This is a genomic window from Pedobacter heparinus (assembly GCF_032678725.1).
Lineage (GTDB): Bacteria > Bacteroidota > Bacteroidia > Sphingobacteriales > Sphingobacteriaceae > Pedobacter > Pedobacter heparinus_A.
Genome location: NZ_JAVTSC010000005.1, coordinates 207,214 through 229,810 on the forward strand (window position 1 = coordinate 207,214; position 22,597 = coordinate 229,810).

The following is a 22,597-nucleotide window of genomic DNA, read 5'->3' on the forward strand; positions in this document are numbered from 1 at the left end:
GTAGCGTTTATGTACCTTGTTACGTTATCATATTAAACAAACTATTTTTTATGATCAACTATCTGAACCCCGCCCTTAAACCTTTCATTATTCTACTTGCTGTCACATTGTTGTTTTCAGGCTGTAAAAAAGATGAACTTACCGTTACCGAATTGGGAAATATGGCAGAGGCCAAACTAAAGGAAATCCAGACACTTAGTGCTGATATTCCCTGTAGTCTGCAGAATGAAGTCGCTGTACAGGAAATATCAACTGGATGTTCTGTAACGTATTATCCGGTTAAAGCTGCAGACCAGGTACAATTTAACAAGTTAAAAAAAGAGTACTTCGATTTATTGGGTAAACAGGCTGATGCAATGGTGAAACAAGGAGTCATGATTGACCCCTGTTTTGAATCCATTTGGGTAAGCGAACAACCTATCCGGCTGGAATGTAAGGCTGACAAAGTTGAGCTCATTACTTCCGGAAATATCAGTATAGAAGAGGCTAAAATCCTTGCTACCCAAAGTTATGAAGAAATTATGGCTGCGGTAAATGCCCAGACCTGTACCAGCGGCTCCGAATGGGTGTCTACAGCCTTAATCAAAGATAAAATTATGAAAGTAGAATTTATCCCTTATTTGAGGACGCAGGATTATTCTGCATTGAAGAAAAAAGTTTCTCTTTATAACGGGTTAAAAGCGAGGATTATTGAAGCGCAGGGCCCTATTGATTTTGTGCGTAATGAATTAAAAGTGGAAAGCATAGATTGCATTAACGGCAAGCCGGTGATCAAATTGAATAAATAAATCCAGGTACGTTACCAACTATTCTGAAGATTTACTTATCGGGTAGGTTAACGAATAGCAATTAAGCAGTTTATTAATAGGAAGAAAGATAAGCATTTATTATATTAGGTGTCCAGAACAACCTAAATGAACCCATTTAAATCATACTTATTACTGGCTTTCATCGCCCTGTTAATCAGCTCAGCTGCAACGGCCAGGCAGGTTCCAAACGATAACGAACGCATCGCTGCCCTTAAAAAAGAAGTGGAACCGCTTACTAAACTGTCTCTTGAAGAAGTTGCAGCACTGGTTCCGGCAAGTTCTGGAATCCACTATATAGGCTGCCCCAATTGTAAGGGCGGTGCGCAGGATATGGGTGTGTTGCTCTGGACGTATGGAATGGGGGATCAGGTAAAATGCCGTTTTTGCCAGATGACTTTTCCCAATGCAAAGTTTCCAAACAACATGGAGCATCTGATCACCGCACCGAGCGGTGCGAAGCAGGTTTACCGGTATTATCAGGACAAAAATGGCAAAACCCATTATTATGAAGCACATGCCTGGTACGAGCGCTGGCGCTGGATCCAAAAACTGAGCACATCACTGGCAGCGCTCTGGTCCATTACCAGGGACCCGGCCTATGCAGACCGGGCTGCAGTAATACTTGGACGTTTTGCACAGGTCTTTCCCGATTATGCAGTTCGGTTTGACTATCCCAACAGACCTGTAAAATTCTTTGCAGCAGATCAAAAATGGCCCTATCAGGGCATGCAGCCTTATCGTGGTGCCAAATGGTACTGGTGGGCATATAACGACATTCCCATTATCCTTGCTGAAGTGTACGATGAATTACAAAAAGGGTATAACTGGAAGCGGATGGATAAAATTATTGGCCCTAATACCAATCAGAAAATAATTAAAGACCTTCTTGTAAAAGGTTATGAGCATACCGCCGCTAATCCCGAAACCTATAGCAACATGTCGCCTGGCATGTATGAAGATATGATTTTGCTCGGTAAAATCGTTAGAGACCCAAAAATAGCAGCAGATGGTTTAAAACGATTCCAGGAGTTTATTAAGGTAGGTTTTTTTGCGGATGGATGGTGGAAAGAAGGTACAGTTTCTTACCATGATCAGACCATCAACAATTTAAGAAACGTGATCAAGGTTGCCCAACTCGATCCCGCTACTATGCCATTTTACCAGAAAGCCTACAGCGTAACCCGGGATGCGATTCTGCCAAATGGCCGTAAAATCCCGATCAATGATACCTGGCCATACGAAAGAACACCTGGCAAGCCAACGGATAAAACAGTGTCACGTTTGTGGTCTGCATTGGGTAATGCAGCCATCGGAACAGGAGCAGGGAAAGACCAGTTCCTGCTTAACCTGAACTGGAGTGGCAATTATGGACATTCACATTATGACAACGGCTCCATCATTTTATATGCCCAGGGGCAGGAATTACTGTCCGATCTGGGGTATACCCATACCAAATACCGGGCCTGGACGATCCAGACACCTTCACACAATACCGTGGTCATCGACCAGAAAGGCCAGGATATAGGGACCATGGAAAAGCCGGCAACCGGCCGGCTGCTGTTTTACGACGATACCGATCCACATGTTAAAGCGATTGATCTTGACGCATCTCCAGCTTACGGCGCTGCCAAAACCTACAGAAGAAGACTAGTCATCGTTCATGTGGCTCCAGGAAAAGATTATGTATTGGACCGTTTCGATGTGGAGGGTGGGGATACGCACGATTGGTTTTTGCATGGAAATGCTGAGCAGGAGGGAACGCTGGAGCTAAGCGATGTCACCCTTTCCAACAATCACCTTCCTGCTTATGCTTTTCTTAAGGACGTTCAATCTGGCAATGCTGATGGGCCCTGGACGGCTACCTGGCGTTATGACCATTCGGGGCTGCGGACGCATAACTTATCAGGAAAAGGCGCACAAGTATTTCGTTTTCGCTCAGCAGCCATACGTCCTGCCGGCGAAGATGACAATAAACTGGATGATTTCATGCGGAGCGGCATAATGCAAAGACACAGTGGAGGTAAATCTTCTTTTATCGCCTTGCATGAACCTTTTTCTACAGAACCATGGATAGACAAAATAGCTCAGGAAGGAGCGGAGATCGTGGTAAATTACCAGCTTGACGGCAAATCAGTAACAGACCGAATTGGTGTTGTGGATGGATCAATAACCGTCCGTTCTACAGCAGGCTGGCGGTACAGTTCGGGTAAACAGCAAACTGGAGCTGTAGTCGCCTACGACAATGCAAATGGAAAATGGCGCTTGCAGCTGGACAAAAACGTCCCTGAAGTGGATTACGTCAGGTTGGATCTTCCAGGTGGAAGCACGCGTTATTACCGGGTGCTGGCTATTGATGGAAAATGGCTGCAGCTGCAGGACGACCCGGGGTTCAGTCTGGAAGGAGAGCACTTAAAATTCTATACTTTTCCGCATGATGAATATCGTGGTGCGCTGAAGTATACCCTTTTTGAAAAGATCGCTAGGCCTTAACAACTTTCAGGACGATCTTTATAATGGCTACCACTATTAAACCTGCTATTAATCCAATGGCTAATTCTTTAACTATTGAAGGTAAATCAGGCAATAAATGGTGCAGAAATTCTATGTTATGAACAAAGATGCCACCCGAAACCAGAATTAAAGCAATCGTCCCAACTACACTTAGAATCCGGATAATAACAGGCAGTGTTTTGACAAGTAAGTGGCCCAGTCCTCCCAAAAAACCTTTGTCACCAGAACTTTTAATCAATTTGTAACCAGTGTCATCCATCCGTACAATAATGGCAACTACACCGTAAACTCCAATGGTAGCCAGCAATGCTACAACAGATACGGTTAAAATCTGTAAGCTCAGTCTTTCTTCCAGAACACTTCCCAGCGCAATGATTACGATCTCTACAGAAAGTATAAAATCAGTAACTACAGCAGATTTGATCTTTGCTTTTTCTGCTACATTGTCATCTTGTTTGATCTCTGCAACTACTACCTTACCTGCCTTTGGGCGATGAAATAAGTATTCGATGATTTTCTCAACACCCTCATAAGCCAGAAAAAAGCCTCCAAGAATTAAGATCACCTTGATCGCAACCGGAAAAAACACATTGAGCAATAAAGCAATGGGAACAATAATGATCTTGTTAATTAAAGAACCTTTAGTAATTGCCCAGAGTACCGGTAATTCCCTTGACGACAGAAAACCAGTTGCTTTTTCGGCATTTACTGCAAGGTCATCGCCTAAAATACCTGCTGTTTTTCTCGTTGCAATTTTAGCGGTTACCGAAACATCATCCATTAAAGCAGCAATATCATCTAAAATTGCAAAAAAACCTGAAGCCATAGTTATCTCATTAAATAATGCTGCAAATTATCTCTTTAATACCTAATTTTAAAGGGAAAAATATTAATTATCCCTATGCCCGGTAATTGGCAGATGTTTTAAATCAGCAATGCCTGCCATGTTATATAAACCGGCACCCGTAATCCTGTTGTGATAGTCATCCGGGAGGCCATAATTATCCTCAGGTTGCAAACCAGGTCATTATAGATTTCTTTAAACAGCAGTCTTTATAGGTCCAATACTTTTAAAAATCAATAAATTCATTTCAATTATGTTGAAAAGTGGTAATGAGCCCTATCAGCGCATCAGAATCTTTGTAACTTGAAATTGCCAAGGTCAGATCAATTCAACGACCAGGGTCAATAAAACCATAATATGAAAAAGAAATTATACCTGTATGTGATTTTTTTTGTTGTTCAACTTAGTGTTTTTACAACAAAAGGCTATTCCCAAAACAAAGCCGATGTAATCTGGAAAGAAGTAGATGGCGTTTCTATGCCTGTACCTCCCAAAGTTCATCCACGGTTGTACATCCGTGAACAACAAGTTCCTGATCTAAAAAATAGAAAGAACGATCCGGAACTGAAAAAAGTCTGGGCCGATATGATCAAGATGCAGGAAGACTGTAAGCCAGCGGATATTCCGGAGGTTAAAGACTTTCGCTTTTATTTCAACCAGAAAGGCCTCACTGTAAGGGTCGAATTGATGGCCCTGAACTATCTGATGACTAAAGATCCTAAAGTAGGGCGGGAAGCCATTACTTCAATTATCGATACGCTCGAAACCGCAACTTTTAAACCTGCTGGTGATATTTCGAGGGGGATTGGCTTGTTTATGGTAACAGGAGCGATAGTTTACGACTGGTGCTACGACCAGCTGAAACCAGAAGAGAAAAACCGTTTTGTAAAAGCCTTCGTCAGGTTGGCCAAAATGCTCGAATGCGGTTATCCACCTGTAAAAGACAAGTCTATTGTAGGGCATGCTTCTGAGTGGATGATCATGCGGGACCTCCTCTCTGTAGGGATTGCCATTTATGATGAATTTCCAGAGATGTATAACCTGGCTGCCGGCCGTTTTTTCAAAGAACACCTCGTTGCCCGCAACTGGTTTTATCCCTCACATAACTATCATCAGGGGATGTCATACCTAAATGTAAGGTTCACGAATGATCTTTTTGCCCTCTGGATATTAGACCGGATGGGAGCCGGTAATGTATTTCATCCAGGACAGCAGTTTGTCCTTTATGATATGATCTATAAACGCCGCCCCGACGGGCAGATCCTGGCCAGTGGTGATATGGATTATTCCAGGAAAAAGCCAAAGTATTATTCATTGCCCACCTTGCTTGCGGGTAGCTATTATAAAGATGAATACCTGAATTACGAATTCCTGAAAGATCCTAATGTTGAACCCCATTGCAAATTGTTCGAATTTTTATGGCGCGATACCAAACTAGGTAGCCGCAAACCCGACGATCTGCCACTCTCGAGATACTCCGGTTCTCCTTTTGGGTGGATGATTGCCCGTACCGGATGGGGCCCGGAAAGTGTGATTGCAGAGATGAAAATTAACGAATATACCTTTCTGAACCATCAGCACCATGATGCCGGAGCCTTCCAGATTTACTACAAAGGCCCTTTGGCAATTGATGCCGGCTCTTATACCGGTTCTTCGGGCGGTTATAACAGTCCGCACAATAAAAACTTTTTTAAGCGAACGATCGCACACAACAGTCTGTTGATCTATGATCCCAAAGAGACATTCAGCATTTCAGGATATGGTGGAGCCGATAAGTCCGACTTTGCTGCCAACGATGGAGGTCAGCGTTTGCCTGGACAAGGTTGGAGCGCACCACGCGACCTTAAAGAAATGCTGGCCGGAGATTTCAAGACAGGTAAAATTCTTGCCCAGGGTTTTGGCCCCAATAGTCAGACTCCTGATTACACTTATCTGAAAGGCGATATCACCGAAGCTTATTCTAAAAAGGTGAAAGCAGTAAAGCGTTCATTTATGTTCCTGAACCTTAAAGATGCCAAAGTTCCGGCAGCTATGATCGTTTTTGACAAGGTTGTTTCTGCCAGCCCTGATTTTAAAAAGTTCTGGTTGTTGCACAGTATCGAGCAGCCCGAAATAAAAGGCAATCAGGTTACCATAAAACGTACAAAGAACGGTGATAGCGGTATGCTGGTTAATACGGCTTTGCTGCCTGACGCAGCTAATTCCGACATTAAATCGATTGGCGGTAAGGGTAAAGATTTCTGGGTGTTTGGTACCAATTACACCAATGATCCTAAGCCAGGCACCGACGAAGCACTGGAACGAGGCGAATGGCGTGTAGAAATCACCCCAAAAAAGGCAGCAGCCGAAGATTACTACCTGAATGTGATGCAAATTGCAGATAATACACAGCAAAAATTACACCTGGTTAAGCGCATTGACGGCGATAAGGTAGTGGGGGTGCAGCTTGCGGACAGGGTAGTTACCTTCAGCAAAAATTCCGAAACGATTGATCGTGGCTTTAACTTTTCCGTTGCCGGGAAGGGGGCATTCAAATTTGTGATTACTGACCTTTTACCTGGTACCTGGCAGGTGTTAAAAGACGGAAAAATACTTTATCCTGCCCTTTCCGCCAAGGGCGACGATGCTGCGCTTTATTTTGAAGGAACAGAAGGAACGTATCGTTTTCTGAGGTAAGTTTTACGCTGTTTCTTAAAACGCGAATATAAAAGGCCGTTCTTCTTTATGAAAACGGCCTTTTATATTCACGTTCTATTCAGCGTTCTGATAATAAAAAGAATTAAGGCATTTTAAATGGTATGGTGACTTTCTATGGTAGCACCTGCACTGTAATCATAAATAAAAAAATAGGGTATGGAAACCTGACTATTTAAGCATCTGTAGTTTAGACAAGATTAAATAGTATCCTAACCAAATCAAACTAAAATATGAAAACGCTTAAATTCTTTATCCTGCTGTTTCTTACAGCCGGTATGGCAAATGCCCAGTCATCCGAAAATGCTCAAATCGCATTAACAGACACCTTTAAAAACGTACTCGATCTGGCACATATGTCCTTTACCATTCCAAAAGATGCCATACCAGTGCCGGTAGTAAAAAACAAACAAATGCATTATGAATATGCCATCACATTTAAAGACCAGCCATTTGAAGTAAGGTATGCTGTATCTCCGATGGGCTATAGCGTAGCCGAAGCCTATACGGGAGGGAAGGGTATTACTCCACGTCCAATTGGAGCAACAGCTAATGATGAAATGGCAAAAGCTATTGCATTTGTAGTGGCAACCAATGTAGGTGGTGGGATAGGAGATCCAAATATTAAAACCGGATATTTCCCGGCAGAATCAGTTAAAAAAGAATTCAATGCCGATTGGGGAGGCACAACCCTGGTGGAGCTTAAAAATAACTCATTTGGTACAGACTATAAATATTGTATCATGACAACCCTTCATAAAAATGACCTGGCCAGTGCTTATGTTTTTTATTTAAGTGATACCAAGGAAAATTTAATGAAATTATTGACTAATCTCATTGCAAAGACCGGCGCTTTTTATGCTTTAAAGTTTAAATGAGCTAAGGTTGGGCCTGATAGAAAAGAAATTAAATGCGTTAAGTTGTTAACATCATTTATATTTGTAACCGATGCGTTTGCAACTGTATGATATTATTCCAACCCTGCGGAGGTACATTAAAGTGATATGTACAATGGATTGCGATGAAGATGCCGATACCTACCATATACGCGTGTTGCCGGATACTTGTGTTGAGTTGTTTCTGAATTACACCAGTAAACCTGTGGCAATGATCGACAACGAGTTACATCATCAGAGCATCATAACTTCCCGCATGAGCAGACCCATGGATGTTCAGATGCGTAAAGGAGCTGGTTGTCTTGCCATTTGTTTTCATCCAATGGCCTATCAATTCTTTCCTGTTCCTATGCAGGCATTGACCAACAATACCGTAGCCCTGTCTGATGTTTGGCATGAAATGGGGACAGCGTTGGAGGATAAATTAGCCAATCTTTATACCAATGAAGCACGTGCAGAGATGATCCAAAAATATTTACTGCAACTATTGGCTTCTGATAAATGCGATTTACATGTAGCCTATTGTCTGAACGAGGCACAGCGTTCAGGCGGTTCAATCGCTGTAAGTAAACTCAGCACTGGAGTTGGGCTCAGTCAGCGTCAGCTTTCAAGAAGGTTTCAGCAACATGTCGGCTTATCGCCCAAAGAATATCTGCGGGTCTTCAGGTTCATAAACTCATTGCAGCATCTGAAAAAATATCCGCACATTTCACTTACAGAAGTTGCCTGTCAAAGTGGCTATTACGACCAGGCGCATTTTATCCGCGATTATAAGGCCTATACAGGGCATTCTCCTGGTGAAGTTATAAATGCACAGCACATTTTGTTCTAATGTCCGTTTTGTACAATTGGAGATCTTTGAAATTATGCAGTTTTGCGTTATAAAACACAAACGATATGAGAAAACTAATCTTAGGACTGGCAGTTACATTAGATGGATACATTGAAGGCCCTAATGGTGAGTACGACTGGTGCCTTACCGACCAGGATTACGGTTTAAAAGAATTCTTTTCCCGTATAGATGCTATTTTTATTGGACGAAAAAGCTATGAAACAGCACAGCAATATGCCGATAGCAATAATGGTGAAACAATACCAGGGATGCCGGCAGTAACGGAATATGTATTTTCGAGTACATTAAAATCCGTAAAAGAAGGCGCAGTGCTGATAGCTGAGAATAGCATTGCTGAAGCCGGCAGGATAAAAGAGCAACCTGGCAAAGACATATGGCTGTATGGCGGGGCCCTACTCACCGCTGCCATGATGAAAGCAGGACTTGTAGATGAATTGTGGTTGTCAGTACACCCTATACTGCTGGGAAGTGGCAAACCCTTGTTTCATGAGCAAAACAGTCGCAGTCAGCTTACACTCCTGGATAGTAAAACATATGAGACAGGTCTGGTGTCGCTCCGCTACGGCATCAATAAATAAGCGAAAACTCCCGGGGGCTATAATACAGGCTTAATCAGCCTTCAATACCGTCACTTCTACACGTCGGTTGATTAGCCTGCCCTCTTTGGTTTTATTGTCAGCAACCGGACGACTATCCCCCAATCCTGAAGTTTTAATGTTTGCTTCAGGAATTCCTAAACCTACAAGATAAGTCTTGACTGAGGCAGCTCTTTTTTCTGATAGCCACAGATTGTATTCCGAGGTTCCGGTCTTATCAGAGTGACCCTCAACCAAAACTTTTCTATCAGGATATTTATTTTTGATCATTTTTGCCACATCATCAATCCTACCTTTTGATTTTTCATTTAAATAGGAAGAATTGGTAGGGAATAATATTTCCGAACTAAATGTAAATCTAATCCCTGAAGCGGTACGCTCCACCTGATCGCCGGGTAATGCTTTCTGGATGTTAAATATTTCGTTGTCAACCTTTTCTGTCTCTGCAACAGCAGGCGATTTGACCAGGTTTTTCTTGGTTTTACAAGAATAAATAGCTGGCAGTACTAAAGCTAAAAATACGATTGTGCTGGGTTTCATCATAAAATTTGAATGCGAATATAATAAAATAGCCTACATGTTCAAGGTAATAAAATGGTTTGATGGCCTAAGAAGTTGCTTATTTTGATTTGGAAACCTATTATTGTAAATAAAATATAAATTAACAAAAAAATAAAAATTGAATAAATTTTATGGAAGCGATTTCTGACATAGGCGTTATTGGCATTGCAGTAATGGGTGAAAATCTCATTCTCAATATGGAAAGTAAAGGATTTAGTGTTTCGGCCTATAACCGCACTGTTGATAGGGTAGAAAAGTTTGTGAATGGACGTGCCAAGGGTAAAAATATTTTTGGAGCGATGTCTATAGAAGAGTTTATTGGTTCATTAAAGCGTCCGCGTAAAGTAATGCTGATGGTTAAAGCCGGACGTCCTGTTGATGATTTTATTGAAACACTTATTCCATTGCTGGAGCCGGGTGATATCATTATAGATGGCGGTAATTCACATTTCCCAGATACAGAAAGACGCGTTAAATATGTGGAAAGTAAAGGCTTATTGTATATCGGTACTGGTGTTTCGGGAGGTGAAGAAGGAGCCTTATTAGGTCCCTCTATTATGCCGGGTGGTAGCAAAGCTGCATGGGAATCTGTAAAACCGATTTTTCAGGCTATTGCAGCACAAGTAGACGGTTGTTCAGCATGTTGTGAATGGATAGGAGACGGGGGGTCAGGTCATTTTGTGAAAATGGTTCACAACGGTATTGAGTATGGCGATATGCAATTGATCAATGAAACCTATCATGTAATGAAAGACATGCTGGGTATGTCAGCTGAAGAGATGCAAAAGGTATTTGAGGAATGGAATAAAGGTGAATTAAATAGTTACCTGATTGAAATTACCAGTGATATCCTGGCTTTTAAAGATCAGGACGGAGCGCCTTTAATTGATAAGATCCTCGACACTGCAGGGCAAAAAGGTACTGGTAAATGGACCGGCACTGTAGCACTTGAACTGGGGGTTCCCCTAACATTAATTGCGGAATCCGTATTTTCACGCTGTTTATCTGCGCTGAAGGACGAGCGTGTGGCGGCATCTAAGGTATTAACCGGCCCAGTACCTACATTTGAAGGAGATAAGGCTGCATTTATCAATGATTTACGTGATGCGCTTTATGCGGCTAAGGTGATCTCTTATGCGCAAGGTTATCAAATGATACAGGCCGCTGCCCTGGAGTACGGCTGGCAACTTGATTATGGCAGTATCGCCATGATGTGGCGTGAAGGTTGCATCATCAGGTCTTCTTTCTTAGGTAAGATCAAAGAAGCTTTTGATAAAAATCCTGCGTTGCAAAACCTGATCCTTGATGATTTCTTTAAAGACAAAATTCTTCAGGCTCAGGCCGGATGGAGAAGAGTCGTAGCTGCGGCCGTTCTCAATGGAATTCCGGTACCTTGTATCAGCGCAGGCATCAACTATTTTGATGGTTACAGAAGTGCCCGTTTACCAGCCAACCTTTTGCAGGCACAGCGGGATTATTTTGGTGCACATACCTATGAACGTTTAGATGAACCGCGTGGACAATTTTTTCATACCAACTGGACCGGACGTGGCGGAGAAACTTCTTCAACTACCTACGGAGTTTAGAAATTTTTAGAAAAAGAGGATGTATCAAAAATGATCATCCTCTTTTAAATCAGGTTTAGCAGAGCTGCTTATATATCAAATCAATTTCCCGATCAATACCAAATCCGTAATCATTAAACCATCTTTATCAGGAGCGCTGAAACGTTCTAAACTGATCACTTCAAAATTATTCTCCTGAAAGGCTTTGGTTAAATAATCTTCCCGGTGATAAATGACATATACCTGATCACCTGTACCGGATACTTGATATCTAGATTTGTTGTCATCATCCTCCTCCATCGTACTCAAATAAAACACACCACCTGGTTTTAGCAATCGCGATACATTAGCTATTAACTCAATAGCCTCCTCAGGCGTAAGATAGGGCAGACAAAAACCACAGGCGATCCCGTCAAATTTCTTTTCGATCCTATAGATCTCCCGACAGTCCATGAGCTGAAATTTAGCCCCAGGATTATTAGTCTGAGCAAGATCAAGCATCTTCGGAGAGAAATCAATTCCCAGAATATCGTAGTCCGGTTTTGTATCCAGCAAATATTTGGTGATGTTTCCAGGACCACAGGCGATATCCAATATGTCTGCATTATCGGCTGTTATGTTATCGCAGAAAATATGGAGCGGACCAGCGTACAGACTGACATCCATAAATTTATCCTGGTATATTTTTGCAGATTTTTCAAATGCATCAGCCGGTTTTACTATTTTCATAATTTATCGATGATTATAAAACTCTTAAAGCTAATATAACAAACCATATGCAATTTACTTTTGTTATAATGTATCAAAAACTAGCTATTATGGAAAATCAAATTCTTGAACTCGAAAAAAAATACTGGAAAGCGATGGAAACCCGCGATTTTGATATGGTGAAAAACCTTACCCGTTTTCCCTGCATCGTGGCCGGCAAAGATGGAATAAGAAGCGTGGATGAACCTTCTTTCAAAAAAATGTTTGATTCAGGACAGGGGAGTCAATTAAAGGTTTTGGATATTTCTGAGGTGGAAAGCGAAATTATAGGTGAAGACAGTGCGGTTATAGCCTACCTTATCGAATTAAATTATGGTGCTGACGGTCAAAAAGCTTCAGGTAAATGCGCATGTACTTCAACCTGGGTTAAAGAAAATGAAAATTGGATATGTGCCATGCATACAGAATCTGATTTAAGGAAATAGTGTAACCTGGGATGTAGCAGGGGATTTACCTTTGTGAACATCGTGATTATGGGGGTGAAAGGAACCTTATTGTAACCGCCTGGGGCTCAAGAAAAATGTCTACCGTTCTTGAAAAGCAGAAAGTAGAACAATAGTATACAGGAAGGTTTTTAAGTGTTAGGCGGCCTTAAAAAACAGTTATTTTTTTAAAACCATTATGAATTAAAAGCGTTGCTGTATTATGGAAACCATTACTGAGCTTATCGAAATCGGTACTATGCAGGTTCCTGTGCAAACAACAGGATCAGAAATGAATGCGATAGAAGAAGTACAATGCAAATCTATAGCTGAAGCTGCGGAATTGTACCAAACAGTTAAAAACCGGTTAATCAACGTTAATTCCTGGGCTGCATTGGCCAGCCTGCCCATGTCCTCCTTCAAATTATTCGACTATGCCGGGCGTACCGCGTGCAGAAATGCTGCTGAAGGTGACTTTATCCGTATTGATATACCAGGCCCTGGCACCAGGACCGGCCATGGTTATGACTGGGTGATCATTGAGGCGCTGGTAGAGGAAAGCGGAGAAAATGCGGAAGCCATCAGCATGCGGGTAAGGCCGGCACCGCATCCTTTGGGTGATGATGAGTATATTGCCCATTTCCTAAAATCCTGTGCAACTTCAACTTTTCAGGTCAAGCGTATTGGCAATTGTGTTTCGGCGGAAGAACACGGACGGAATGAAGTGGCAAACCTGGAAACCGGAAATTTATTGGATAACATCCGAAATGCGATCGTAAGTGCGGGAGCTAAAATCGGATTTTCTTATCCCCAGTGGAAAAGCCTGGTCAGTGGTCTGCTGTCTGACCCGCAGAAATAATCAAAAAGTTTCTACCTTTATGTCATGAATTTACGCACTACATTTTTAATGCTCTTCTTGTGCTTTACCGCGCTCTGCTATGGCCAGAAAACTGATACCGCCTATTTTGATGCAGAGTGGAAGCCTGCTGCAAAATCAGGGAGTATGTTTTATCGTGTAACAAAGCTTGTTGAAGAAAGTAAAAAATACGATGTTACCGATTATTATGCTTCTGGCGTGGTTCAGATGACCGGTACGTTTTCTTCTTTGTCACCAGAAATAAAAGACGGCGTTTTTACCTGGTATCAAGCCGGGAAAAAGCATAATGAAACCGTTTATGAACAGGGAAAGGTTAAATCCAAAAGATTTTTTCAAGGGGCTGGAAGGCCTGCATCTCCGCCTCCATCAACATTTGGTTTCAATTTACTGGAAACAGCACCAACCTATCCGGGAGGGATGCAGGAACTTTACAAGTACATCGGTAGTAATTTTGTTTACCCTAGATCACTCCTGAAAATAAAACCAACAGGTAAAATCATTGTTAATTTTGTTGTAGAAAAGGATGGAAGCATTGCTGAGGCTTATGCCAAACAGTCTGTTCATCCCTTACTTGATGCAGAAGCTGTCAGGGTTATTGAATCTATGCCTAAGTGGACACCAGGGGTGCAAAATGGTAAGCCAGTAAGGGTTGCCTACGATATCCCACTTGCTATGAACTAGGGAATAAAATTCAGTAGACTAATGCAAATAAAAACCATCTATTTTCTTTTGATTTTGCTTATGCCACTATCGATGAATGCGCAAACAGCCACATCGAATGTTAAAACCAGCAAAGAGCAGATTCCCGTTAATACCTCAAAAGAAAGGTATTGGTGGAACTTATTGCATTATACGATTGCAATAACTCCAGACTTCAACAAAAAGTTTATTTCAGGAACAAATCAGTTAACCTTTACTGCGCTGCAGACTGGCAACACTTTACAAGTTGATTTAAAAGATCCGATGCGCATCACCAGTATTACCTGGGAAAATCTGCGCCTTCCCTATACCAGGCAAAAAGATGCCTACTTCATTACTTTTCCAAGGTCAGTAGAGAAAGGTGAGACCCATGCCGTCCTTATTGAATTTGAAGGACACCCGGCAGCAGCTATTAAGCCCCCATTTGACAATGGCTGGATATGGGCAAAGGACGAAAAAGGAAGGCCATGGATGAGCATTGCCTGTGAGGGCTCAGGGGCCAGCATTTGGTTACCCTGTAAAGAAGTCTTATACGATGAACCTGATAACGGTGTAGACTTCAGTATCACTGTGCCTGATACGCTAACAGCAGTCGCAAATGGGCGGTTACGGAGCAAAGTTGTTAACAAAGGCGGTACCACAACCTACAATTGGAAAGTGGTAAGCCCGATTAACAATTACAACATTGTGCCTTATATTGGAAAATATAAGAGCTGGCATACTGAGTACAAAGGTTTGAAAGGAAAGCTTGATTGCAATTTCTGGGTATTGGATTATCACCTGGCGAAAGCAAAGAAACATTTATTGCAGACGGATACTATGCTGCGCGCTTTTGAACATTGGATGGGGCCATATCCGTTTTATCAAGATGGTTATAAGTTGGTAGAGGCACCCATGCCTGGCATGGAACATCAAAGTGGAATAGCGTATGGAAATGGATTCCAGAATGGTTATAGGGGAAAAGACAATATTTCCGGAACAGGCTGGGGACTAAAATGGGACTTCATACTGGTGCATGAAAGCAGTCATGAATGGTTTGGCAACAGCCTTACGTCGAGTTCTCACAATGATACCTGGTTACATGAAGGCTTTGCGAAATATCTGGAGAGTCTTTATACAGCCTATGTATGGGGTAATGAAGCAGGTAATGAATATTCACTGGGGACATGGAAGCGCATAAAAAATGACCGGCCAATCCTGGGCACAAGTACGTCCGATAGGTACTATAAAGGCGCAGCAATGCTTCACACTATCCGGCAACAATTGGGAGACGCTGTTTTTCGTGGCTGGCTAAAGGGATTAAACCAAACATTTTCTCACCAAACTGTTACTACAGAGCAGATCCTGGAGTTTCTTAACCAGTACACAAAAAAAGATTTTACAAGTGTATTCAGCCAATACTTAAAAACTACCCAGGTGCCTGTATGGGAATACCGCTTTCAACATGGAGAATTGCATTTTAGATGGACAAAATGTATTGATGGCTTTGCTATGCCCCTCAACATTGCAGTTGATGGCAAGACCTTTCAGTTAATCCACCCAACAACACAATGGCAAATACTTCCTGTCCCTAAAGGCGATACAAACAGCTTAGCAATTGATAAAAACTATTATATCAAAATAGCAGAACAAGGGTCAATTGATAAGTGAGCATCACGGAGTAATCAGCTTCTCCTGTTGTTCTTCATCATCACTTCGTTTATTACCTAAATTAGTTTTCGGGACATCTTCGCCTTTTATTCTTTTATCAGATTTGATTTCTGGCTGATCATTCAGGTTTTCAGTCGCTGGCAGCTCATGGCTGCTTCTTCGATCGGTGCTGCTATGATATTTAGGAGTGGTTAGATCTTCTGTTTTTTCAATATCATATTCCTTAGAACCGGGTTTTGGTGTTCCATGATTTTTCATAAGTATAGGTTAGATTTAAAACGTTAAGAAATATAAGGCGCTGACCGGACATCAGCGCCTTTTTATTATATATCGCTACCTGGCGTTGTTCCTGGCTCATGACTTGATCCAAGCGGCCTATGTTTTCTTTCCGGTCTTGAGATCAGGTCTGTTCTTCCCAAATCAGCAACCGAAGAAGTTTCTCCGCTGTCTGATTTCTTTTCATTGATGCGCTCCTGCGTTTCTTTATAAACAGTTTTTTTTGGCGCTTCATCTTTTTTCTGATTATCCTGTTGGTTTGCCATAATTATTAGTTTTAGTAAATACCTGTTATCTGATTAAAGAACAAATCATACTGGCTTATGTTTTAAATGACCATTGGAGTTTTGTTCGATCTTCAACTTTTATCTATCAATAAACCAACATCTGCCCTCTTATCACAACTTCAAAATCGTCAGACATTCCGGCATCATATACCCGGAAACATATCTCCCAGGGGTCCTGAACCAAATTCATGATATAAGCCCTGAATAATTTTTCAAACCGTTCAAAATCAATCCCAGCCTTGCAAACTACCAGATATTGATGATCTCCCTGTGCAATTGTCTCTTGCACATAAGCTTCCCAATGCATTTTGAGCTCCATCGGTAAACGGTTAAAATGCTGCTGATCAATTAAGCGACCGATGCCCTCAATAAGCTCTTGGGGCATCTGGACCTTCCCTTTTACATACCACAAGCCCTCCAGCTTTTCCATGCTGCAAATCAGCTCTCCTGTGTATACAATCCGCCATGGCTCACCAGTACGAAACTGCAGCACCTGGTAAACTATACCGTCCAGCCCGTCGGGGAAATAATCCAACTCAATCATCTGACCTCCGATCCTTTATTTTAGCAAGCAGCTCAACTTTTCCCATGGTGTAAAATTTAGGTAAATTCAAAGTTAAAGCTTTTTAAAATAAAATACTAACAATATTAGCTTTTTAGATTTTATATCATAAATTTGACAAATAAAATTAGCATAAGGAAGATGCTCAAATATTCTTTTTAAACAGCAGCAGCAGGTGAAGCACAATACTGAGTACAAACAGTGTGGTCAGGCCAAGGTAGATGCCGCTATCCCCAAAATAATTGTGTTCAATAGATGATTGCAAGATGTGGCATGCCCAAATTGTTAGAAATATAGCAAACACCAGATTTAAAAACGCAAGCACATAATGAACAGTCTTAAATACTTTTTCATTTTCCAGATGTTGCAGTACCATCCCATTAAATACAATCACTATTAAAATAGCAGCGATTGGCCAGGAATAACTGTTGAGCAGATAACCGAAAAAGTAGGTCAATGCAAGCGCAATATTTAAATAAGACAATATTCTCAGCATATACCAATTTACAATTTAACCATATGATATACGGATAAATTACTATTTGATTTTTTTATGTCGCAAACAGACCTATAAAAAGTCGCTTTATCCCCCCATTATAATCACTTTTTACCATGATATTTGTTAGGGTTATAATAAATAGATAATGCTATGGAACAAAATAAATTATTACGAATGGACAATATCGGGATCGTTGTAGAATCTCTTGACGACGCGATCTCTTTTTTCACAGAAATAGGTTTGAAGCTCGAAGGACGGGCAACAATCGAAGGTGAATGGGCTGGTCGTGTTACCGGATTAGGCAACCAGCACGTCGAAGTTGCGATGATGGTTACTCCTGATGGCCACAGCCGGCTTGAGCTTTCACGGTTTCTAAGGCCGTCTATTATCGAAGATCACAGGGCAGCTCCTGTAAACGCGCTCGGTTACCTGCGCGCAATGTTCACCATCGAGGATATTGACGAGCTGGTATCCAGGCTGCTCAAGCATGGTGCCCAGCTCGTTGGCGAAGTGGTTCAGTATGAAAACTCCTACCGGCTTTGCTACATTCGGTCAAAGGATGGCCTTCTGATCGGTTTGGCGGAAGAGCTTGGTAAAAAATAAAAACATTCTATAAGCGCCCATTGTAGTTATTATACAGTAAACTAAAAGTTATACATAAAAAGTAATGACATGGGACAATTAAGCAATAGAACCATTGCCGTTTTATCAGAAAGCGGTTTTGAAGAAACAGAATTGACAAGCCCGGTTCAAAGGTTAAAAGAAGAAGGCGCCAAAGTTGAGATCATCTCTTCTAAATCAGGGAAGATACAGGCAATGAAGGGCGATCAGCAGTGGACAATTGAAGTGAACGTCGATAAAACGATCAGCCAGGCCAATGCTGAAGATTATAATGGCTTATTAATTCCTGGCGGCGTATTAAATCCAGATGCATTAAGAAAGAATGAGGATGCAATTGCCTTTGTCAAAGCATTTTTTGATGCAGGAAAACCTGTAGCAGCGATCTGCCACGGTCCACAGGTATTAATTACAGCAGAGGTTGTACGGGGCAGGAGGATGACCTCCACCAAAACGATCAAAATTGATCTCCTGAATGCAGGTGCCGAGTGGTATGACCAGGAAGTCGTTGTTGATGAAGGGCTCGTCACCAGCCGAAGTCCGCAGGATCTTCCGGCATTCAATGATAAGATCGTCGAAGAATTCGCAGAGGGAGTACATGAAGGACAACATTCTTAACGAGCAAATAAAAGCGGGCATCTGAAAAGATCCCGCTTTTATGATTAAAAGCAATAATAGTGGCTTCTGAATTTAAATGTCGAAATTATTGAACGCTGTTAAATTTCAAACTTGTTTAGGGGTTTAGAAACCGCTTGGGAGGCGATCATTTTTGATTTCCCCCAATCCCAGTCTTCCCTGAAATCCTCATCAGCATGAAAATAATATCCCGGATTCCCTTTTAACCCTGGCTTGTTGGTTTTAATCCGTTTATTTACTGTACCTGTAGTTTTCATCTTTTACAAATTATTGTTCAAGCATTTAACAATTTCAGGAAATAAAAGGTTTGTCAAAAAAACATATAAGAAAGAATAATTGAATACCAAATCCACTAGTCTTTTACACAGCGAACTGAAAAGCCGTATTTTTTATCTCTCTCTATACGTTCGATATACCCTTTTACGTACAAATCATACCCTACAGACAAGTTATTATTACTGGTGTCAGTCCACCAGATACCATCCCATGATAAGTTTTCGAAGATGCCGTTGGAGTTTCTGTTTCCTCCGGGCAAACCGCTAAATTTCGTTTCATTAGTTGCAATAACATAATTAGACCAATGCACGGGATTAGTATCCTGAATTTTCTTGCCGCTTTCTCTTGTGCCACCTATATAGTTATACAATATGGCCCATTCGGCATCGCTTGGAATGTGCCATCCGGTAGGCGCAAGCCCCTTTGGATTATGTACGGCATACCAATTATACAGTTTTCCATATGTGGCTCCATTTTCTAGACTGTTGCTATAAGTACAATAACCACCCGATAGGTCTGAGGTCCATGCCGTCTGATCTGCTAAATTTGGTATTGGATCTCCGTTTCTGTAATGTGTTGTTTTGAGGTTTTCCATCATCCAAGTTTGTGTTCCTATTTTAATGGTTTTATAGCTATTTCCCTCAATATCAACTACAACATTATCTTCAGCCGGGCGGTTAATAACAACCAGCTCTATGTTTATTTTGGCAGCCAAATAAATACCATTTGCTTCCTGGCTCGCCGTTATAATTGTTTTTCCGACAGACTTTATGGATACTATTTTTCCTGCAATACTCGCAACGTCAGGATTACTGCTGGTATAGGTAATTAAACCCTTACTATTGCTTTTTGGTGCAATTAATTCAAATGGGGCGTCTCCCAGCATTTTAGTGTCTATCGTAAAATCAGACATTGTGGGCCACTGTAGCGCACCGATAGGAAAAGTAGCTTGTATAGAATCTCTTTTATAACCACCGGAAGCAACCTGTATGGCCGTAATTGTGCATACACCGCTTTTTTTTAGCGTTACGATATTCCCTTCTATACTGATTAAACTGCTATTGTTTACTTTATAGATAAAAGCTCCATCACTTTTGCTTTTTGGGTTGATCAGGAGGAATGTCTCCTCGCCCAAAAATTTAGGTGTAATGGTAAAATCACTCAATTCTGGTGAAAGTAAATCGAACTCTTCCTTTACACAACTACTAAACTGTAAGAACAGTACTAGCGTAAGAACATTAAATAGATACTTCATTGGTTTGCTTGTTTGTCCTGTTGAGACACAAGTCATGCCATGTTTGTAATCTGCTTTGGAAGGCTAATTACGAGGAAGTTGGAAACATTAAAGGCGATCTGGCGTGAAATAAATGCTCAATTTTACTCAAATACGTATATCCTATTCATCATCAATCCCTTTGTGATCTAAAATACGCTGATGGTATTTTTGAATTCTCGCTTCCCGGGTTTTGGATTGTTTGGCTTGGTTGAAATAGAATAAATATGCTTTTTGTCGTCCTGATGTTAAGGAATTGAAAGCTTTAGCAAGAGCTTTATCTTCGGCTAAAATGGCCTGGAATTCTTTGGGAATGGGATAGTCAGTAAGTTTTTTCATTTCTACCTGCTTTCCCGATTTTTCAATTTCAACGGCCTCTTTGATGTAATCTTTAATAAAGGGTTCCAGTTCTGCTATTTGTTCGGCAGTAGTAAATCTGATTTGCCTGGCCGACTGAACATTTGCTGTCTGCTGGACTAAAATGCCTGCTGTATCTGTCATCAACGTACCTTTATGGAACAATAACGCACAGTATTCCTTAAACCCATGAATAAGAACAACATTTTTTCCTTCAAGAGTATAACAGGGATGCATCCATTTATATTCTTCTTTCAGTGATTTGTTTTGCGTAACTATTGCCCGCAACAAATGGAATTCTTTACTCCATTTATTGGTACGCCCGAAAAAATCTTCTACTTGTGCATTCATAGGTAGTTACAAATATAAAAACTTTCGCTTTAACTTATATGTCGCAAGAAACGGGTTTTGTAAACCTTCCACATGTTGTATTTTTGACCTGACGAAACAGAAATTTGAACTAATTTAGCAGATGTACCAGCATATAACATTTGGCGAAACAGCCCAAGAGAGAAAAAGAAACCTGGGCAGTCTTATCCGCTCAGGGGTCATCACACTGGGTGGCTATAAAAAGGCCAAGGTTTATGGCTTGCTGAATTGTTCCTCCGGTAAACGGATGAAAATAGAAAACCGTGTTTTTTTTAAAGATGTAAAGGAAGCGATCAACAATGGATACCGCCCCTGCGGACATTGCCTACCTGAAGAATACAACCTTTGGAAAGTAGATAATTCCAGATAGCATTCATGATCTGCTTTTAACAGTGCCCTATCCTCCAATTACTTGTCACACTGCTGCTGTAAGTCTGCCGCACTCCTGCCATTGGTCTGCAAGTTTGGTACATGCCCGGTTCATGTTCGGTTCAACTAGGGTTTTGCTTCGCTCGTAGCCGAACTTATGCCGTTTTTGAAATGGTCATGACAACATGTTAGGGAGCTATGGTAGAAATTGAGCAGAAAAGGAGCAGGAGTGGCAATCAATTGGATTTACCTCTTGAATAGATAGAATTTAAGCTTGATCATACACTTTTGGAGGGCTTGGCCAATGATGTGCTATTTTGGAGTGTTCCGGGTGGTTTAATTTTCGGGGCACCATTAAGTACTGTTGAAAAATGGGATAAATTTTGGGTTTTGTTTATCTTTATAGAATCTGTTTATGCGCTATGATTAAAAAAATACCCGTAAGGACGCTTGCAGGTTTAAAGCTACCATCGATCAGTGAAGAAAGGTTCAAGATCAGAAGAGTTGAGGATATCATCGGGCCTGTCGGACTGGTTCATGACCTGCACAGGCACGATTTCTATTTTATCCTGGCGATACGGAGTGGAAGGGGTGAACATGAAATTGATTTTGAGTTTTTTTCGGTAAAGGAATTCAACCTTTTCTTTTTGCGGCCAGGCCAGGTTCACCGGCTTTCCCTGGCTGTTGGTAGTAAGGGCTTTCTTTTGGAGTTCAATAACGAATTTTACCATCCAAATGATAAACGTGCTGCGGAGCGGCTGTTAAAAGCAAGTTATAAGAACTTTTGCGCGCTTGAAGCGGATAGATTTGATCGGCTCAGTTCAGTTTTAGAACTGATGATGGAGGAATTTAATACTTGTGAAACTGGTTTCGAAGATGCAGTCCGCTCGGCACTCGATATCTTTTTTATTGAATTTTTGCGTCAGGGATCTGGTTCCAGGGATGTGGCGCCTGTAGCAAATTCTTACGTACAGGAGCGTTTCGAGGAATTACTATCCCTGCTTGATCAGCACATCACGGATTGTAAACAGGTTTCGGACTATGCCTCAATGATGAACCTGTCAACCTACCAGCTGGGAGAGATCAGTAAATCTTCTGTCGGCAAGACTGTTTCAGAACTGATCAACGAGCGCATATTACTTGAGGCAAAGCGCTATCTTATCGCAACCACTTCTCAGGTTAAAGAAGTTGCCGAGCTGCTTGGCTATGATGATCCTTCGTACTTTATCCGCTTTTTTAAAAAGCACATGGGATACTCGCCAGAAGCCTTTCGCCAGAATTCAAGATAAATCCGGTTGAACTAAGGACTTGTCCTATTGGCAGTTTTGTC

25 protein-coding genes are annotated in these 22,597 nt (G+C 41.4%); 15 read left to right on the top strand and 10 right to left on the bottom strand.

Annotation, left to right across the window (positions count from 1 at the left end):
- The first annotated feature begins 50 nt into the window (after nt 1-50).
- Both R2Q85_RS10125 and R2Q85_RS10130 read left to right on the top strand, forming a co-directional pair.
- Nucleotides 51-788, top strand: a complete 738-nt coding sequence (locus tag R2Q85_RS10125) for a hypothetical protein (protein WP_316811655.1) — start codon at nt 51-53, stop codon at nt 786-788.
- A 126-nt stretch (nt 789-914) separates the two neighbouring features.
- On the top strand, nt 915-3,299 hold the full coding sequence (locus tag R2Q85_RS10130) for a heparinase II/III family protein (protein WP_316811656.1): 2,385 nt from the start codon (nt 915-917) through the stop codon (nt 3,297-3,299).
- Here the strand turns inward: R2Q85_RS10130 and R2Q85_RS10135 are convergent.
- Entirely contained in the window at nt 3,289-4,146 is an 858-nt protein-coding gene (locus tag R2Q85_RS10135; protein WP_316811657.1) for a DUF808 family protein, read from the bottom strand. The genes R2Q85_RS10130 and R2Q85_RS10135 overlap by 11 nt on opposite strands.
- Nucleotides 4,147-4,521: 375 nt before the next feature.
- Here R2Q85_RS10135 and hepB point away from each other — a divergent pair, with 375 nt between their 5' ends.
- The 4 genes from hepB (at nt 4,522) to R2Q85_RS10155 (ending at nt 9,185) form a co-directional block, all read left to right on the top strand.
- Complete coding sequence (gene hepB, locus R2Q85_RS10140; protein WP_316811658.1) at nt 4,522-6,840, top strand: heparin/heparin-sulfate lyase HepB; 2,319 nt, start codon at nt 4,522-4,524, stop codon at nt 6,838-6,840.
- 251 nt (nt 6,841-7,091) lie between these two features.
- Nucleotides 7,092-7,736, top strand: coding sequence for a hypothetical protein (locus R2Q85_RS10145; protein WP_316811659.1), 645 nt, complete (start codon nt 7,092-7,094; stop codon nt 7,734-7,736).
- Between the two features lie 70 nt (nt 7,737-7,806).
- Nucleotides 7,807-8,586 carry a helix-turn-helix domain-containing protein gene (locus tag R2Q85_RS10150; RefSeq protein WP_316811660.1) on the top strand — a complete coding sequence of 260 codons (780 nt, stop codon included), beginning with the start codon at nt 7,807-7,809 and terminating at the stop codon, nt 8,584-8,586.
- 65 nt (nt 8,587-8,651) lie between these two features.
- On the top strand, nt 8,652-9,185 hold the full coding sequence (locus tag R2Q85_RS10155; RefSeq protein WP_316811661.1) for a dihydrofolate reductase family protein: 534 nt from the start codon (nt 8,652-8,654) through the stop codon (nt 9,183-9,185).
- A 30-nt stretch (nt 9,186-9,215) separates the two neighbouring features.
- Here R2Q85_RS10155 and R2Q85_RS10160 read toward each other — a convergent pair whose 3' ends face one another.
- Nucleotides 9,216-9,746, bottom strand: coding sequence for an OmpA family protein (locus R2Q85_RS10160; RefSeq protein ID WP_316811662.1), 531 nt, complete (start codon nt 9,744-9,746; stop codon nt 9,216-9,218).
- Nucleotides 9,747-9,895: 149 nt separating this feature from the next.
- Between R2Q85_RS10160 and gnd the strand changes: the two genes are divergently transcribed.
- Nucleotides 9,896-11,350: a decarboxylating NADP(+)-dependent phosphogluconate dehydrogenase gene (gene gnd, locus R2Q85_RS10165; RefSeq protein WP_316811663.1), complete on the top strand. Its 1,455-nt coding sequence runs from the start codon at nt 9,896-9,898 to the stop codon at nt 11,348-11,350.
- A 75-nt stretch (nt 11,351-11,425) separates the two neighbouring features.
- Here gnd and R2Q85_RS10170 read toward each other — a convergent pair whose 3' ends face one another.
- Nucleotides 11,426-12,058: a class I SAM-dependent methyltransferase gene (locus tag R2Q85_RS10170; RefSeq protein WP_316811664.1), complete on the bottom strand. Its 633-nt coding sequence runs from the start codon at nt 12,056-12,058 to the stop codon at nt 11,426-11,428.
- A gap of 89 nt (nt 12,059-12,147) precedes the next feature.
- Here R2Q85_RS10170 and R2Q85_RS10175 point away from each other — a divergent pair, with 89 nt between their 5' ends.
- The 4 genes from R2Q85_RS10175 (at nt 12,148) to R2Q85_RS10190 (ending at nt 15,745) form a co-directional block, all read left to right on the top strand.
- Complete coding sequence (locus tag R2Q85_RS10175; protein ID WP_316811665.1) at nt 12,148-12,522, top strand: nuclear transport factor 2 family protein; 375 nt, start codon at nt 12,148-12,150, stop codon at nt 12,520-12,522.
- 220 nt (nt 12,523-12,742) lie between these two features.
- Nucleotides 12,743-13,378, top strand: coding sequence for a hypothetical protein (locus tag R2Q85_RS10180; protein ID WP_316811666.1), 636 nt, complete (start codon nt 12,743-12,745; stop codon nt 13,376-13,378).
- Nucleotides 13,379-13,402: 24 nt separating this feature from the next.
- The gene (locus tag R2Q85_RS10185; protein ID WP_316811667.1) at nt 13,403-14,077 is read left to right on the top strand and encodes an energy transducer TonB; all 675 of its coding nucleotides are present in this window, start codon (nt 13,403-13,405) and stop codon (nt 14,075-14,077) included.
- Nucleotides 14,078-14,149: 72 nt separating this feature from the next.
- Entirely contained in the window at nt 14,150-15,745 is a 1,596-nt protein-coding gene (locus tag R2Q85_RS10190) for a M1 family metallopeptidase (RefSeq protein WP_316811668.1), read from the top strand.
- Between the two features lie 3 nt (nt 15,746-15,748).
- Here the strand turns inward: R2Q85_RS10190 and R2Q85_RS10195 are convergent, their stop codons facing one another.
- The 4 genes from R2Q85_RS10195 to R2Q85_RS10210 form a co-directional block, all read right to left on the bottom strand.
- On the bottom strand, nt 15,749-16,003 hold the full coding sequence (locus tag R2Q85_RS10195; RefSeq protein WP_316811669.1) for a hypothetical protein: 255 nt from the start codon (nt 16,001-16,003) through the stop codon (nt 15,749-15,751).
- Nucleotides 16,004-16,068: 65 nt separating this feature from the next.
- Entirely contained in the window at nt 16,069-16,287 is a 219-nt protein-coding gene (locus R2Q85_RS10200) for a hypothetical protein (protein ID WP_316811670.1), read from the bottom strand.
- Between the two features lie 106 nt (nt 16,288-16,393).
- Nucleotides 16,394-16,852, bottom strand: coding sequence for a hypothetical protein (locus R2Q85_RS10205; RefSeq protein ID WP_316811671.1), 459 nt, complete (start codon nt 16,850-16,852; stop codon nt 16,394-16,396).
- A gap of 163 nt (nt 16,853-17,015) precedes the next feature.
- Nucleotides 17,016-17,366 carry a hypothetical protein gene (locus tag R2Q85_RS10210; protein ID WP_316811672.1) on the bottom strand — a complete coding sequence of 117 codons (351 nt, stop codon included), beginning with the start codon at nt 17,364-17,366 and terminating at the stop codon, nt 17,016-17,018.
- A gap of 153 nt (nt 17,367-17,519) precedes the next feature.
- Between R2Q85_RS10210 and R2Q85_RS10215 the strand changes: the two genes are divergently transcribed.
- A complete protein-coding gene (locus R2Q85_RS10215; protein ID WP_316811673.1) occupies nt 17,520-17,972 on the top strand; it encodes a VOC family protein in 453 nt (150 codons plus the stop codon).
- 69 nt (nt 17,973-18,041) lie between these two features.
- Entirely contained in the window at nt 18,042-18,605 is a 564-nt protein-coding gene (locus R2Q85_RS10220; RefSeq protein ID WP_316811674.1) for a type 1 glutamine amidotransferase domain-containing protein, read from the top strand.
- A 98-nt stretch (nt 18,606-18,703) separates the two neighbouring features.
- Here the strand turns inward: R2Q85_RS10220 and R2Q85_RS10225 are convergent, their stop codons facing one another.
- The 3 genes from R2Q85_RS10225 to R2Q85_RS10235 all read right to left on the bottom strand — a co-directional run bounded on the left by R2Q85_RS10225 (nt 18,704) and on the right by R2Q85_RS10235 (nt 20,880).
- Nucleotides 18,704-18,880 carry a hypothetical protein gene (locus tag R2Q85_RS10225; protein ID WP_316811675.1) on the bottom strand — a complete coding sequence of 59 codons (177 nt, stop codon included), beginning with the start codon at nt 18,878-18,880 and terminating at the stop codon, nt 18,704-18,706.
- A gap of 95 nt (nt 18,881-18,975) precedes the next feature.
- Nucleotides 18,976-20,154 (bottom strand): FISUMP domain-containing protein, encoded by a 1,179-nt coding sequence (locus tag R2Q85_RS10230; protein ID WP_316811676.1) that lies wholly within the window; start codon nt 20,152-20,154, stop codon nt 18,976-18,978.
- A gap of 141 nt (nt 20,155-20,295) precedes the next feature.
- Nucleotides 20,296-20,880, bottom strand: coding sequence for a YdeI/OmpD-associated family protein (locus R2Q85_RS10235; RefSeq protein ID WP_316811677.1), 585 nt, complete (start codon nt 20,878-20,880; stop codon nt 20,296-20,298).
- Nucleotides 20,881-21,001: 121 nt separating this feature from the next.
- Between R2Q85_RS10235 and R2Q85_RS10240 the strand changes: the two genes are divergently transcribed.
- Nucleotides 21,002-21,268, top strand: coding sequence for an Ada metal-binding domain-containing protein (locus R2Q85_RS10240; protein WP_316811678.1), 267 nt, complete (start codon nt 21,002-21,004; stop codon nt 21,266-21,268).
- A 421-nt stretch (nt 21,269-21,689) separates the two neighbouring features.
- Entirely contained in the window at nt 21,690-22,556 is an 867-nt protein-coding gene (locus R2Q85_RS10245; RefSeq protein ID WP_316811679.1) for a helix-turn-helix transcriptional regulator, read from the top strand.
- The last annotated feature ends 41 nt before the right edge of the window (nt 22,557-22,597 follow it).

Excerpts from the sequence above, each read along its gene's own strand:
- R2Q85_RS10175 (WP_316811665.1), top strand. The coding sequence starts at position 12,148 with ATGGAAAATCAAATTCTTGAACTCGAAAAAAAATACTGGAAAGCGATG.
- R2Q85_RS10155 (WP_316811661.1), top strand. The coding sequence starts at position 8,652 with ATGAGAAAACTAATCTTAGGACTGGCAGTTACATTAGATGGATACATT.
- R2Q85_RS10200 (WP_316811670.1), bottom strand. The coding sequence starts at position 16,287 with ATGGCAAACCAACAGGATAATCAGAAAAAAGATGAAGCGCCAAAAAAA.
- gnd (WP_316811663.1), top strand. The coding sequence starts at position 9,896 with ATGGAAGCGATTTCTGACATAGGCGTTATTGGCATTGCAGTAATGGGT.
- R2Q85_RS10170 (WP_316811664.1), bottom strand. The coding sequence starts at position 12,058 with ATGAAAATAGTAAAACCGGCTGATGCATTTGAAAAATCTGCAAAAATA.
- R2Q85_RS10145 (WP_316811659.1), top strand. The coding sequence starts at position 7,092 with ATGAAAACGCTTAAATTCTTTATCCTGCTGTTTCTTACAGCCGGTATG.
- R2Q85_RS10245 (WP_316811679.1), top strand. The coding sequence starts at position 21,690 with ATGATTAAAAAAATACCCGTAAGGACGCTTGCAGGTTTAAAGCTACCA.
- R2Q85_RS10210 (WP_316811672.1), bottom strand. The coding sequence starts at position 17,366 with ATGCTGAGAATATTGTCTTATTTAAATATTGCGCTTGCATTGACCTAC.
- R2Q85_RS10135 (WP_316811657.1), bottom strand. The coding sequence starts at position 4,146 with ATGGCTTCAGGTTTTTTTGCAATTTTAGATGATATTGCTGCTTTAATG.
- R2Q85_RS10150 (WP_316811660.1), top strand. The coding sequence starts at position 7,807 with ATGCGTTTGCAACTGTATGATATTATTCCAACCCTGCGGAGGTACATT.
- hepB (WP_316811658.1), top strand. The coding sequence starts at position 4,522 with ATGAAAAAGAAATTATACCTGTATGTGATTTTTTTTGTTGTTCAACTT.
- R2Q85_RS10190 (WP_316811668.1), top strand. The coding sequence starts at position 14,150 with ATGAATGCGCAAACAGCCACATCGAATGTTAAAACCAGCAAAGAGCAG.
- R2Q85_RS10195 (WP_316811669.1), bottom strand. The coding sequence starts at position 16,003 with ATGAAAAATCATGGAACACCAAAACCCGGTTCTAAGGAATATGATATT.
- R2Q85_RS10215 (WP_316811673.1), top strand. The coding sequence starts at position 17,520 with ATGGAACAAAATAAATTATTACGAATGGACAATATCGGGATCGTTGTA.
- R2Q85_RS10125 (WP_316811655.1), top strand. The coding sequence starts at position 51 with ATGATCAACTATCTGAACCCCGCCCTTAAACCTTTCATTATTCTACTT.
- R2Q85_RS10220 (WP_316811674.1), top strand. The coding sequence starts at position 18,042 with ATGGGACAATTAAGCAATAGAACCATTGCCGTTTTATCAGAAAGCGGT.
- R2Q85_RS10160 (WP_316811662.1), bottom strand. The coding sequence starts at position 9,746 with ATGATGAAACCCAGCACAATCGTATTTTTAGCTTTAGTACTGCCAGCT.
- R2Q85_RS10185 (WP_316811667.1), top strand. The coding sequence starts at position 13,403 with ATGAATTTACGCACTACATTTTTAATGCTCTTCTTGTGCTTTACCGCG.
- R2Q85_RS10205 (WP_316811671.1), bottom strand. The coding sequence starts at position 16,852 with ATGATTGAGTTGGATTATTTCCCCGACGGGCTGGACGGTATAGTTTAC.
- R2Q85_RS10230 (WP_316811676.1), bottom strand. The coding sequence starts at position 20,154 with ATGAAGTATCTATTTAATGTTCTTACGCTAGTACTGTTCTTACAGTTT.
- R2Q85_RS10180 (WP_316811666.1), top strand. The coding sequence starts at position 12,743 with ATGGAAACCATTACTGAGCTTATCGAAATCGGTACTATGCAGGTTCCT.
- R2Q85_RS10225 (WP_316811675.1), bottom strand. The coding sequence starts at position 18,880 with ATGAAAACTACAGGTACAGTAAATAAACGGATTAAAACCAACAAGCCA.
- R2Q85_RS10235 (WP_316811677.1), bottom strand. The coding sequence starts at position 20,880 with ATGAATGCACAAGTAGAAGATTTTTTCGGGCGTACCAATAAATGGAGT.
- R2Q85_RS10130 (WP_316811656.1), top strand. The coding sequence starts at position 915 with ATGAACCCATTTAAATCATACTTATTACTGGCTTTCATCGCCCTGTTA.
- R2Q85_RS10240 (WP_316811678.1), top strand. The coding sequence starts at position 21,002 with ATGTACCAGCATATAACATTTGGCGAAACAGCCCAAGAGAGAAAAAGA.